The following is a 13,381-nucleotide window of genomic DNA, read 5'->3' on the forward strand; positions in this document are numbered from 1 at the left end:
GAAAAAAGCCGATAAAATCTATGATGTGATTTTATCGACTTTTGTTTTAATGTGATTTCGCTACACGGTCCTGCTTCATTCCTAAATAAATGAGCATATATGTGAGATAACCCATTGTCATTGTTAAACCACCGAAGAAGAACTGAGAAAAGACAGGCTCCTCAAATGTTGTGACAGCAGCAAGAATGATCCAGCTCGCATATAAATAAACCATGAACCATTTCATGTTTCTTTTAAGTGTATACAGAAAGAAAAGACCCGCTAACGAAAAGATTCCCAGCGCTAGTCTGAAATAAACAAGATGATCAAACTGGATGGCAAAAGACACAAACGAAAACGACAGCAGCAACAAAATTGGTAAAGCCGTAATGAAATTTTTCACGATAGTGCCACCTCCAAGATTCCACCTTATTATAAGACAAAATCAGCCGGTTATCGTGAAATACAGACTCGTTTTCACAAAGATGTCACGAATTTTTCTTGTTATTTGACACAATTTTTACACATTTACATCACGTTTCCAAAAAAGAATCCAAGCCGTACCAACAAAGAAAACAAAATGCGCCCCCACCATAAATAGAGAAAACAAAGGGCTCATGCCATGGAAGGGCGGCGGTCCTTGAAAGCTGTACTGAGTAAAGTCCGTATTAGCAAAAAGCAGGATTTTCCCCCACTGATTTTCTAAAAGAGACATAATAGGCACAAGTGATTTCGCCGCATATAAAACAAAAAACGAGGTCACAAGCGCAACGAGGCTGTTCCTAAACAAGCTGGAACACATAAAAGCGAAGCTTGCCATCATCATCACTTCCACCCACTGAGATCCGATAACAGCAAACGTATGCTGAAATAATCGTCCCGTACTTTCATCAAATTCAGTACCAAAGAAAATAAGGCCAAATAAGAAAGCTAATACATAATAAAAAACAAACAAATATATGACCGTCAGCACAAGTGTGATGTATTTTGACAGAAAAATTTGCAGCCTTGTTTTGGGCCGGATCAATAAAAACTTGATCGTCCTTTTTTGAAACTCTGTTGAGATCAAGGTTGCGCCAATGACAACAGCGAGCACCTGTAAAATAAACACGACGTTCGTGGAATAAGCAAAATAATTGGCGACAGTGTCTTGTCCACCAAAGCTGGAAATGACTCGTTTCAACGCTAGAGCCATCGCCAATTGAAAAACAACGATCAATCCAAGTGCAATGAATGTGATCTTTTTCCTCATAATTTTCTTATGCTCATTCTTGATGAGTTGAAGCATCTGCCGTCCCGCCTTCCGTCCATTTCATAAATGCCTCTTCAATTGATGGCTTTTGAGGCGTCATTTCAAGTACATCAAACCCAGCCAGAACAAGCTGTTTGTTCAGCTCAGGCACTTGTTCTTTGTTCAATTGAAGTAATACACGCGCTCCATTTCGTTCATATGTATAGGCCTGCGTGTCGAGCCACGAAACCGCCTTTTCCACTGGCTGAATATTCATGAGTATCTGTTCTTTCCCCTCCATGTCCCGGAGCTTCGCACTGGCTTTGATCTGTCCTTTTTGAATGATGATCATGCGGTCACATAGCTCTTCTACCTCATGCAATAAATGTGTGGCAAATAACACGGACGTTCCTTCTTCTCGTACGAGCATTTGCAAGTGCTCCCTGAATTCCTTCATACCTGCAGGATCAAGTCCATTTGTCGGTTCGTCTAAAATCAGCAGGTTCGGCTGATGTAATATGGCTTGTGCAATCCCAAGCCTTTGTTTCATCCCCAGTGAATACGTCTTCACCTTCTGATGAATGGCGTGCTCCAGACGAACTCTTTTCACCACTTCCTGCATGCGTTCTTCCGTCACTCCATCGTGCATCGCCGCATATAGTTCAAGGTTTTCAAAACCTGTTAAATAAGAATAAAATTCGGGATTTTCTATGATCGCACCAACAGATGACATTGCGTGTAGAAAATCCTCATCCTGTGAATATCCATTGATCATGATTCGGCCATTGTTTTTTTTCATCAAACCAACGATCAAGCGAATCAAGGTTGTTTTTCCAGACCCATTTGGTCCTAGTAAGCCGACGATTTCTCCTCTCCCTATTTCTATAGATATATCTTGTAAGATCATTTTCCGGCCAATTCGTTTATCGACTTTCTCTACTTTTAGAACAGCAGACTGCAACGTGGTTCCTCCTTCTGATGTAATGCCTATGGCGGCAAATAAGACCGCTCATTCTGTTAAAAGTATATCACGCATGACAAGAGGCCCATGAAAAAAAGGGCTGATCGAGTCAGCCCTTCTTTTACATTACATGGATAGGTTCGGTGATGCTGCGTCTTTCTCGTGTTTTTTCTCCGTTTCTGTCACAATCACCGCACATGCGGCGTCACCTGTAATATTGACAACGGTTCTTGCCATATCTAATAAGCGGTCTATGCCAAGGATGAGCGCAATGCCTTCAACAGGCAGATTCACAGAGTTCAGTACCATAGCGAGCATGATGAGCCCAACTCCTGGCACACCCGCTGTGCCGATACTTGCTAAGACAGCCGTTAAGACAACCGTCAGCATTTGGACAAGCGTCAGTTCAACTCCATATACTTGTGCGATAAAAATGGTCGCGACCCCTTGCATAATCGCTGTGCCGTCCATATTAATGGTTGCACCAAGCGGCTGTACAAAGCTTGAAATCGGCTCTGGCACCTTCAAACGTTTCTGGGCTGTTTCCATTGAGACTGGCAGGACTGCGTTACTGCTTGATGTACTAAATGCGACAACCATTGCTGGAGAAAATCCTTTGAAAAACGCCATCGGATTTCGCTTCGCTAAAATGGCGACAGTTGACCCATAAGTCAGGAAGAAATGCAGCACGAGCGCAACTAATACGACCGAGAAATAGAGGCCCATCGCTTTCATCGCATCAAATCCCTGGCTGCCAATTGCGGTTGCGATCAAACCGAATGTTCCGTACGGTGCGAACTTCATCACTATGCCGACAAGAAACATCATTAATTCATTTCCTTGTTCAAACAGCTTTAGCAAACCTTCCGTCTTCTTCCCAAGCATGGCAATGCCAAGGCCTAAAAACACACAAAAGACGATGATTTGAAGCATGTTCCCTTCAACTAAAGATTGGACTGGATTGGTTGGAATGATGTTGAGTAGTGTTTCTGCCATTGATGGGGCTTCCTCTGCGGAATAATCAGCCGCTTTCGTATCAAAATTACCGAATGCTCCCGGCTTGATCAATAAGGCCAATGAAATGCCAATGATGATGGCAAAAGTAGTAGTAAGTAGAAAATAAGTAATGGTTTTTGCGCCGATTCTGCCAAGCTTTTTCGGATCACCTAGACCTGCTACACCTAGTGTGATGGAAAAGAATACGATCGGCACTACTAACATTTTAATCAAGTTTAAGAAGATTTGACCTAGAGGCGTAAATAGATAAGGGTCTAACACTTTGAATACATTCGGAGCAAAAATGTTGAGCAGTAGTCCTGTGATTGCACCTACAAACAAGGCAATAATAATTTTCGTCGCTAGCTTCAATAAAATCTCCCCTTCCTCATCAAAAAAGACCCACAAGAGAGTTTTCTCGTGGGTCTTTGTTTCCATACACGTACCACTGTTTACTCTCTTCACGCCGATGAGGTTAGCTGACGGGTTAGGACGAAGAGATGTCCTTTTTTCTCAACAGAGAAAAATTCACCCCAAAATAGTGGGTCCCCCATTCCTTTAGAAGGATTAAGCGTGTGGTTATTATGATATTTTCATACTATTTATACCTTATTTTTAGAAAATTGTAAACAGGTTCAAATGAACTTTTTAACTACTTTCCTCCTTGTTGGTGACCTCCAAAATATCTAGGATAAACACAAAGATTGGTATACCAATAATGAGTCCCCAAATCCCGATGTAGTGTTCAGAGAAGATCAGCACAATAAATGTGAAGAAAATAGGGAGTTCTGTTTTTGCTGACATGAGTTTCGGGTTTAAGAAGTAGGCTTCAATGGCATGGATGATGACGATCACCAGCACAATATAAAGGACATACATGCCGCCTCCAAGGGTATACGCAATGATGCTGAGTGGAATAAGTGAGATGACCACACCCGCTACTGGGATTAAGCCTAGCAAAAAGACCATGACCGCTAATCCAAATAATTGCGGGAATCCCATAATGCCTAGCGCAATGGTTGTTAAGACACAGTTAACGGTTGCAATAATAAACTGTGCTTCGAGTACCTTTCCAAACGTTCTGGAAAATTTACGTCCAAAGAAGGCTATTTCATGATAGAACACAGAGATTTTACTCGTTTTGAACTTGTTCATGAATTGAATGAGGCGTTCCTTTTCGAACAGGAAGAACATGCTTAATATTAAGGACATAATGACCTGGATACTAAACGTGCTGAAATCTGTTAAGTATGTATAGAGGAAATTAAACCCTTTCTCAAAGTAAGTTGATATTTTAAAATCTCCGAATACGTTGGTGATGACATCAAAGAAGGGTAAATCTTGTGGATGATCTGCAATTTTCTTTCCTAAATGAAATAGCTGCTCCACCTGTTTGGCGATAATTGGCACAAACACGAATCCGCCAAACGTCAATCCACCAGCCAAAAGAATATACAAAATGGTGATAACCGATTTCTGTCCTATTTTCAGGAAGTGACTTAAAAAACCTCTAATGACCTCTTCTAACCGATTCATCAAAAAGGTGAATATGAAGGTCAAGAGAATTAAATTCATCATTCCTCTTAATAGATATAAGGCTGTGGCTAATACTACAAATACAGAAAACCGCTTAACACCGGGTTTTTCGAACAATTTAAAAAATGCCGCCATTACGTTACACACCTGCCAGGACTAAAGTCTATTTTTCATCGGATCTGATATACATTATATCGGATCTTTCTGTAAATTATATAATAAAAGGTCAATAAGGTCTTACGATTCGTTTTAATTTTATCAAGCTTTAATGTTTTTTCTTTTCAGCACAAGAAAAAACCGAACCCCATGTAGAACATAAGGTTTCGGTTTTTAGGTTGTTTTTATACTATACAGCCTGCTTCATATTGCGCATTTCTTGAAGTGCTGTTTTGCTCTTCGCTTCGTCAAATTCACCTTCACTTTTCGCAACAACGATTGTTGCAATTCCATTTCCAATAAGATTTGTAATGGCCCTTCCTTCGCTCATGAATCGATCTACCCCAAGCAGCAGTGCAAGCCCCTCCAGCGGAATGACCTGTAGTGCAGCGAGTGTAGAAGCCAGCACGATAAATCCGCTTCCTGTCACCCCAGCCGCTCCCTTTGATGTGAGCATTAGGACAAGGATGATGGTGATCTGCTGACCGATGGACAAGTCTACACCAAACACTTGTGCCAAGAAGACCACAGCCATCGATAAGTAGATCGAGGTTCCATCTAAGTTAAAGGAATACCCTGTTGGGATGACAAGACCAACCACAGACTTAGAGCACCCGTAGCGTTCCATTTTATCCATCATTCTTGGCAGCACGGATTCTGATGAGCTTGTGCCAAGAACAATTAAAATTTCATCCTTGATAAATCGCAGGTAACCGAACAGGCTGAAGCCATACATTTTACAAATGATGTTCAGCACAACGAAGATGAACAGGAACATGGTCATATAAACGGAGAGCATCAGACTTGCGAGCGGTTTAATCGATGCCAAACCAAAGTGTCCGATCGTATAAGCCATTGCCCCAAATGCACCGAGCGGCGCAGCACGCATGATATATCCAATGATTTTAAAGAAAACAAGTGACAGCTTATCAAGCCACTCAATGATTCCTTTCCCCTTCTCGCCAAGTGCAGCAAGCGCAACACCGAATAAAATAGAGAAGAATAAGACCTGTAAAATATCACCCTTCGCAAAGGCGTCTACCATGTTAGAAGGCACGATGTGTGTGACAAATTCCATCCAGTCGATACCCTGTCCCCCATTTTGGGTATACTGTGAAACGTCCCCTTTTTCAAGCTTGCTATAGTCCAGACCTGCACCTGGCTTCATGATATTTACCACAAAAAGACCGATGACCAAAGCAAGCGTCGTGACGACTTCAAAATAAATAAATGCTTTTCCCCCAACTTTTCCAACCTTTTTCATATCCCCCATCTTGGCAATACCAAGAACAATGGTTAAGAAAATGATTGGCGCGATGACCATTTTAACGGCATTGATAAAGGTGTCACCAAGCGGCTTCATTTCTTTTCCGACGTTTGGCCAAACCATCCCGACAATGATTCCGATAATGACAGCTGCAATCACCTGAAATGTCAGGTTCTTCAAAAGCCTCTTCATAAAAAATCAACTCCCTCACCCTTTGATGTAAACGCTTAACTATTATCTGTAGATAAATGATAGCGATTTCATCAAAGGCTGTGAAGCTTATGAACATATCGTACATTTTGGTCTTTTTGGTCTCTTAGTCAGAATGTACGATATATTTATTGACAGGCCGGCCAACCCCGCCATATTGCATATCTAAATTCAGCTCGCCTTCTTTCACTAAGAAGTCTAAATACCGGCGTGCCGTGACACGGGCAATGCCGAGTGCATTGGCAACTTCCTCTGCAGACTGCGGGCCTTCCTGCAAGCCCATATAGGCTTTAATTTCATTCATCGTATGCACATTCAGCCCCTTAGGGAGCCAAGTATCCTCCTGCTTAACAGCAGGCTTTCGTATGATATCATCCAGCATCTCCTGAGAAAATTCTGCTGCTGTGCGAATTTTAGATTTAAACGCTTTATAGTTTTCAAGTGATTCTTTCATACGTTCGAACTTAAACGGCTTGATGATATAATCTCGTGCACCATTTTGAAGCATGATGCCAATGGTCTCTTTGTCCTTTGCCGCAGAAATAACGATCACATCCACCTGTATCTTTTGCTTTCTAATGTCTTGAAGCGTCTTCACGCCATCTTTTTTTGGCATATATACATCGAGGACAACAAGGTCTGGACGAATTTCTTTGATCAGCTGGATGCCCTGCTCCCCATTACCTGCGACTGCCGCAACTTGAAAGCCAGGAACACTCTTAATGAACTCTTTATTCACTTCTTGCACCATCGGGTCATCTTCAATTAATATCACCTTAATCTGAGTCATCTGTCTCTCTCCTCTATTGTCATTGGGAATTCGATTGAGAAGGTGGTACCAATGCCGATGCTTGATGTGACTTCTACATTTCCCATTCCTTTATCGATAATCGTTTTTACAATATACAGACCATAGCCTGTTCCGCCTTCTTTGCCGTATGTGAAACCTTTATCGAAAATATAAGGAATCATTTCCTCTTCAATCCCGGAGCCATTGTCTTCAATTAACATCGCGAGGACATCCTCGGTTTGATCAATACTAATAGAAATGCGTTTTGTGTTTCTTTCTACAGTATCATACGAGGCAAAGGCGTTCTCGATCAGATTGCCAAGCAGCTTCGTCATATCATGCTGATCTAAACGCTCAGGGAAATCACGCAGACAGCTATGTTCGTCTACTTCGACCTTTATGCCTAGCTCCTTGCCCCTTCTGATTTTGCTCATCAATAATCCCGCAACGGCATCATGCTGAATGACGCGGTGAAGAAAGTCCATCACATGTTCCTGTTCTTCCGTCGTTTGAAAGGCTAGATCGAGCGCCTGATCGGGTTTACCAAGCTGAATCAGCCCGGCAATCGTATGAAGCTTGTTCATATGCTCATGGTTTTGCACCCGCAGACCGTCAACAAAGTTCTTGACTCCGGTTAACTCCTCTGCCAATTTTGCCGCTTCTGTCCGGTCCTGAAAAATGGCGACCGCTCCGATAATTTTCTTTTTCATGACAATCGGAATCCGGCTGCTCATAATCCGCTTTCCGCTCATATGAATTTCTTCATTGTAAACGGGTTCAGCGCGATCAATGATCTCAGGGAGTCTTGTGTCAGACAGCACATCCCAAATATTCCGGCCTACGACATCCCCTGTCACACCAAAAATTTGCTTCGCCTTTTCATTAAAAATGGTGATCATGTGCTGATTGTCAATGGCGATGACCCCTTCATTAATAGAGTGAAAGGTTGCGGTGCGCTCCTCTAGCATTCTGACAATCTCATGCGGCTCCAGCTTAAACATTTGCTGTTTAATATGACGGGCGAGCAAAAATGAGCCTACAAGCCCAAAGCTGAGCGTCAGCAGAAGGATCATGAGGATATCCCGCTTCATTTCTCCTAATATATCGATCATACTTGGCAGCGTTCTCCCTACAAGGACAACCCCTGTTTGATTAAATTGATCATCCTTCACTGGATAAAAGGCTCTGATGGCTGTCCCAAGCTCTCCCTCTGCTTCTGAGAAATAAATATGCTCTGCAAAAGCAGGCTCTTCATCTGTCCCCTCCGAGCGCTGACCAATCCTTGTTTTTACCGGATGCGTTAATCTCACATGATCCATATCCATGACGACAATGTAGTCAGCGTCTTGAATAATCCGAATCTCTTCGATGGCATGCTGTAATCGGTTACGTTCCTTTGTTTGATCAGCTAACGCCTGCTTCACCTCATTCATCTCAGCCACTGTTCTCGCCGTGTTCATGAGCCTTTTTCGAAGCTCTCGTTCCTCTGTTTGCTGGATTCCCCCAACAAGGACAATTCCTCCGATTAAAAGGGCGAAAATGACAACGAAATATGTGAGGATGGTGAGCTTCCATCTAATAGATAATTGTTGTAATTTCAATCGATTTCTCATCATTTTTTCACCTGTATCTTTACGAATTCTTCCTCGGTCAAGTATGCTTGACATAAGGGGGATCGGACGCATGAAGAATTTACTCGCCTATACACTATTGCTCATAATCGGTTTTGTAACCGCTTTATACTTTGGTTTTTATCATATGATGCCAAAATCAGCGACGACCTTTGATGATGAACAGACAGGGCTGAAGGATCAGCTTGTGTTCAAATTTAGCCATGTCGTGGCAGATAATACACCAAAAGGACTTGCCGCAAAGAAATTTGCTGAGCTTGTGCACGAAAAATCTGATGGGAAGATCAGCATTCAAATTTTCTCCAACGGGAGTCTTTATTCTGATATAGAAGAAATTAATGCACTCAAAGAGAATCAAGTTCAATTTATTGCCCCGTCTACCTCGAAGCTCGGCATGCTGTCCCCTGAGTGGCTGGCTCTTGACCTTCCCTTTGCTTTTTCTAATTATGATGCGGTTCAAGAAGGCCTACACGGTGCAATTGGACAAAGATTGTTTGGCACCCTGCAAAAAGACGGGCTAAAGGGAGTGGCCTATTGGACAAATGGCTTTAAGCAAATCACCTCTAATAAAGGTCCAATCAAACAGCCTGGTGATTTAAAAAACCAATCTCTCCGCATTATGCAAAGCGATATGATTGAAAAACAATTCAAACTTCTTGGCGCAAAGCCCTATCAGGAATCGTTTAATTCAACGTTCCAGCTATTAGAGACAAAAAAAGTAGACGGTGAAGAAAATACCATTTCAAATATTTATTCAAAAAAATTCTATCATATACAAGACTATATGACGATCAGTAATCACGGGTATTTGGGCTATGTGGTCTTAACAGATCAATCCTTCTTTGAACGCCAGACACCTGAAACGAAACGAATTTTACTTGAAGCCATGGAAGAAACAACAGCTTGGAATGAAAAACATGCAGAACAGATGAACAAAGATCAGCTGGAGGACATTAAACGGGAATCGCCGATTGCCATTCATGAATTGACGCCAGCAGAAAGACAAAAATGGGTGAAAGCCCTCGATCCTTTGTATGAGGAAGCCGAAAAAACCATTGGTTCCACCCTAATCAAGCAGATTCGCGAGCTGCGTGCGCGTTATGAACATTCTCCTATCCATGCTTTTCAAGATGAGGATGAGACCAAATAAAAAATCCCTTTGAGAAAGGGATTTTTTATGCACCAGATTCACTCTGTTCTTGCTGCGTGAGCTCTTCTAATCTTGTGACAATTCTTCGCTTTCGGTATTGCATCATGCCTGTTTCGGCAATACCTTTTAGTTGTGAGCGGTTGGAAACTGCGCCAAACAAAATGCCTGCTATGGGAACAAGCTGAAACAGCTTCTTCCAGCCAAACGAATCCCGGTAATTATACACCACTTCACGCCACCCTTGGATTTGGGAAATCATGTTTTCGTGCTTTCCTTCTGAAGCTTGATAGCTCCTCAGCTCTTTTAATATAGATTTCTTCCCAACCACATCAGCAGAGTTCAGCTGTAAGCATTTAATGATGAAGACCCGCTCTTTCTTGTTTTTAGGATCATAGCCATAGGTGACGGCAATATCCTGTAATGTTTTAAGGGAGAGACCCAGTACCGCAGGAATATCTGCTGCCAGCGTAAACATACCGCCGACACCAGTTGTCGCACCTTGTACCGTGGCGAGGTTCGTCCTGTTTTTCCCCATATGTTCACTAATGGCATCCATGATTTCAATAGGAGCTTTTTCAATATCTTCTATGCGCTGAATGGAATCATCAGCACATTTCTTTTGAAATTGATGGATGATGCCTTTTTCTGATGTCAAATAGGCACCGCCTGATTGAATGTAATGCCCCATTTCATCAAGCAGCACACCGATTTTTTTCTGAATAAAGGCAGGCGTCAGCTTGTCCAGCATTTGAAATGGAAGGCGGCTGAGTTTCTCCCAAAACCATACCTTTTGCTGGTCTTTCTCCCACTGTTCAATCTCCTTTAATTGTGCTTTTAGCCACTCTTTTTCCTCCATGCCATTTGCCTCCTTAGATGCCGCTCAAGTATTTGTTTGTTATTATACACAATCCTTGTCCATCATACGTATAGAACATTGAAGCGGTTTCGAAAGGTTTGAAACTTTTTCAAAACGGTTATTGCTTAATACACAAACAAAAAGAGGAGTGATCAACATGTTAGGATTTCTGATTTCATTAGTTGTGGCGATTGTCATCGGCCTTATTGGCAGTGCACTCGCTGGAGGCAGTGTACCAGGAGGATGGATCGGTTCAATGATTGCCGGGCTTGCAGGTGCTTGGATTGGTCATGGATTACTTGGAACGTGGGGTCCTAGTCTGGCAGGCTTTGCGATCTTTCCAGCAATCTTAGGAGCAGCGATCTTTGTCATTATCTTAAGCCTGATCTTCCGCAGTGTGGGATCAAGGGTATCTTAAAGAAAACGAATAACAGAGGAAGCAGTAGGGACACCGTCTAAGAGGCGGTGTTTTTTATGTGATGGATTGACAAGGTATCTATTTTTTTCACTTACATATGATAAACAAACCTATTAGTTCAGATAGTTGACTTTTCATGAAGATGGGCATATGATGATTAAAAATTGCATCAAGGAAACTTTTTGTGCCAAAGCAAAACTTTGTAGAATCTAGGTGATGACATATGACAAACAAATACATTGAGGCACAGGCACACATGTCAGCGGCAGCTGAGCGTGCACTTGAAGGAAAGGTCAAAGGATTTAGAAGGCTCCTTCCTTTTCTCGGCCCTGCTTTTATCGCAGCCATTGCATATATTGATCCAGGAAATTTCGCCACCAACATTGCGGCTGGCTCCAAATACGGATATCTCCTTTTATGGGTCATTCTCATATCAAATCTCATGGCTTTGCTCATCCAGTCCTTATCCGCAAAGCTTGGAATCGCGACAGGTAAAAACTTACCTGAAATCGCACGTGAAGAGTTTCCAAAACCCGTTTCAATCGGTTTATGGATTCAGGGAGAGCTCGTCATTATTGCCACGGATTTAGCTGAGTTTATCGGGGCGGCACTTGGTTTATACTTGCTTTTTCGAATCCCTCTGCTTGAAGCATCTATTATCGCCGCTATCGGTTCATTTGCGATATTAGAGCTGCAAAGACGAGGCTATCGAGCATTAGAAGCAGGTATTACAGGCATGCTGTTCGTTGTCGTGATCGCTTTCGCTGTGCAAACCTTTGTCGCCAAACCAGATATCGCAAGTGTCGCTGGCGGACTGTTCATTCCAAAATTTGATGGCGCAGACAGCGTGCTGCTTGCAGCTGGAATTTTAGGTGCCACTGTGATGCCTCACGCAATCTACTTACATTCAGCTTTAACCCAAAGAAGAGTCGTCGGCAGAACGGAAAAGGAGAAAAAGCAGATTTTCCGCTTTGAGTTTTTAGATATCCTCATTGCGATGATAGTCGCCGGGGCCATCAATGCCAGCATGTTAATTGTGGCAGCCGCTTTATTTTATAAAAATGGTCTCTTTGTTGAAGATCTGGATGTTGCGTTTCAGCATTTTGGTACACTCGCAGGGCCTGTATCAGCCATCTTATTTGGTGTAGGTCTGCTTGTAGCCGGACTATCCAGCTCTTCTGTTGGTACACTGTCAGGCGATATCATTATGCAGGGCTTTATTCAATACCGAATCCCGCTATATGTCCGCCGGCTGATTACCATCATTCCCCCTATTGCGATCATTGCATCTGGGGTGAACCCGACCTCCGCGCTTGTGATGAGTCAGGTCGTCTTATCCTTTGGTATTGCCTTTGCTTTAATTCCGCTCATTTTATTTACAAGTAAAAAGCGAATTATGGGCGAATTAACGAATGCCCGCTGGGTGACAGGAATATCTTGGGTGATAGCAGCTCTTGTTGTAGCACTTAATCTTTTCTTAATTGTAGATACGTTTATGTAAAAGACAGTGTTGAGCTGTCTTTTTCTTTCCATTTGGTTATGGTAGAATTCCCCTGAGAGGATGTGGGTTCATGTTTGTTTATCAGGATCAAGAGATATCCATGCGGCTGCTTGAGCCAAGAGACGCAAGAAGTCTGTATTTGCTCATTCAGCGGTCGAGAGAGTATTTACGTGAATGGATGCTTTGGGTGGATTCAACGCAGACAGAGGAAGACAGTATGGCGTTTATCCAAAGCGCCATGCAGCAAGCGATGCAGAACAACGGTTTTCAAGCGGGCATCTGGTCACATGGAGAACTCGTCGGCATCATTGGCACCCATCAAATTCATTGGATCAATAGGACCGTTTCAATCGGCTATTGGCTCGGAGAAGGCTATCAAGGAAAAGGCACCATGACAAAAGCCTGCAAAGCGGTCATTCGCTATTTATTTGAAGAGTGCGGACTGCACCGTATTGAGATTAGGGCTGCTGTCGACAATCAGAAAAGCAGACGCATTGCAGAGAGATTATCCTTTTCGCTTGAGGGAATATTAAGGCAATGTGAATGGCTGGGCAATCGCTTTACCGATCATTGTGTGTACGCCCTTTTACAGCCTGAATATATGAAACAAAAAACGTATTCGATGAATCAGCCCACTTAATTGTGTCGATTGCATGAATTATTTTACAAAGTGAAGCTTTGTAGTATCCGTTGTGATCG

At 42.6% G+C, this 13,381-nt stretch carries 13 protein-coding genes and 1 riboswitch; of the genes, 4 read left to right on the forward strand and 9 right to left on the reverse strand.

Features of this window, described 5'->3' with window-relative positions:
• Window positions 1-46: 46 nt before the first annotated feature.
• From ACSSTM_RS09445 to ACSSTM_RS09480, 8 genes are all read right to left on the reverse strand, one after another.
• Window positions 47-382 (reverse strand): hypothetical protein, encoded by a 336-nt coding sequence (locus ACSSTM_RS09445; RefSeq protein WP_034663975.1) that lies wholly within the window; start codon window positions 380-382, stop codon window positions 47-49.
• A gap of 117 nt (window positions 383-499) precedes the next feature.
• Window positions 500-1,267, reverse strand: a complete 768-nt coding sequence (locus tag ACSSTM_RS09450) for an ABC transporter permease (protein WP_034663976.1) — start codon at window positions 1,265-1,267, stop codon at window positions 500-502.
• Window positions 1,245-2,171, reverse strand: a complete 927-nt coding sequence (locus ACSSTM_RS09455; RefSeq protein WP_095286230.1) for an ABC transporter ATP-binding protein — start codon at window positions 2,169-2,171, stop codon at window positions 1,245-1,247. Before ACSSTM_RS09455 ends, ACSSTM_RS09450 begins: the two co-directional genes overlap by 23 nt.
• Before the next feature lie 126 nt (window positions 2,172-2,297).
• The gene (locus ACSSTM_RS09460) at window positions 2,298-3,539 is read right to left on the reverse strand and encodes a dicarboxylate/amino acid:cation symporter (protein WP_095286244.1); all 1,242 of its coding nucleotides are present in this window, start codon (window positions 3,537-3,539) and stop codon (window positions 2,298-2,300) included.
• A 78-nt stretch (window positions 3,540-3,617) separates the two neighbouring features.
• A riboswitch (cyclic di-AMP (ydaO/yuaA leader) is annotated at window positions 3,618-3,751 on the reverse strand.
• A 64-nt stretch (window positions 3,752-3,815) separates the two neighbouring features.
• Entirely contained in the window at window positions 3,816-4,838 is a 1,023-nt protein-coding gene (locus ACSSTM_RS09465; RefSeq protein ID WP_268495856.1) for an AI-2E family transporter, read from the reverse strand.
• 211 nt (window positions 4,839-5,049) lie between these two features.
• Window positions 5,050-6,318: a C4-dicarboxylate transporter DctP gene (dctP, locus tag ACSSTM_RS09470; protein WP_034666695.1), complete on the reverse strand. Its 1,269-nt coding sequence runs from the start codon at window positions 6,316-6,318 to the stop codon at window positions 5,050-5,052.
• 124 nt (window positions 6,319-6,442) lie between these two features.
• On the reverse strand, window positions 6,443-7,126 hold the full coding sequence (locus ACSSTM_RS09475) for a response regulator (protein ID WP_034663980.1): 684 nt from the start codon (window positions 7,124-7,126) through the stop codon (window positions 6,443-6,445).
• Window positions 7,123-8,742: an ATP-binding protein gene (locus ACSSTM_RS09480; RefSeq protein ID WP_034664453.1), complete on the reverse strand. Its 1,620-nt coding sequence runs from the start codon at window positions 8,740-8,742 to the stop codon at window positions 7,123-7,125. Before ACSSTM_RS09480 ends, ACSSTM_RS09475 begins: the two co-directional genes overlap by 4 nt.
• A 67-nt stretch (window positions 8,743-8,809) precedes the next feature.
• Here ACSSTM_RS09480 and ACSSTM_RS09485 point away from each other — a divergent pair, with 67 nt between their 5' ends.
• A complete protein-coding gene (locus ACSSTM_RS09485; RefSeq protein ID WP_437404148.1) occupies window positions 8,810-9,907 on the forward strand; it encodes a DctP family TRAP transporter solute-binding subunit in 1,098 nt (365 codons plus the stop codon).
• Between the two features lie 25 nt (window positions 9,908-9,932).
• Here the strand turns inward: ACSSTM_RS09485 and ACSSTM_RS09490 are convergent, their stop codons facing one another.
• Window positions 9,933-10,763, reverse strand: a complete 831-nt coding sequence (locus tag ACSSTM_RS09490) for an EcsC family protein (protein WP_095286236.1) — start codon at window positions 10,761-10,763, stop codon at window positions 9,933-9,935.
• Window positions 10,764-10,920: 157 nt separating this feature from the next.
• On the opposite strand from ACSSTM_RS09490, the gene ACSSTM_RS09495 reads away from it, so the two are divergent.
• From ACSSTM_RS09495 to ACSSTM_RS09505, 3 genes are all read left to right on the forward strand, one after another.
• Window positions 10,921-11,181, forward strand: a complete 261-nt coding sequence (locus ACSSTM_RS09495) for a GlsB/YeaQ/YmgE family stress response membrane protein (protein ID WP_034663984.1) — start codon at window positions 10,921-10,923, stop codon at window positions 11,179-11,181.
• Between the two features lie 223 nt (window positions 11,182-11,404).
• Complete coding sequence (locus ACSSTM_RS09500; protein WP_034663985.1) at window positions 11,405-12,682, forward strand: Nramp family divalent metal transporter; 1,278 nt, start codon at window positions 11,405-11,407, stop codon at window positions 12,680-12,682.
• A 70-nt stretch (window positions 12,683-12,752) separates the two neighbouring features.
• The gene (locus ACSSTM_RS09505; RefSeq protein ID WP_095286238.1) at window positions 12,753-13,322 is read left to right on the forward strand and encodes a GNAT family N-acetyltransferase; all 570 of its coding nucleotides are present in this window, start codon (window positions 12,753-12,755) and stop codon (window positions 13,320-13,322) included.
• Window positions 13,323-13,381: the final 59 nt, after the last annotated feature.

The organism is Bacillus sp. RK1064 (genome assembly GCF_051488405.1).
In the GTDB taxonomy this organism is placed as follows: Bacteria; Bacillota; Bacilli; order Bacillales; family Bacillaceae; genus Bacillus.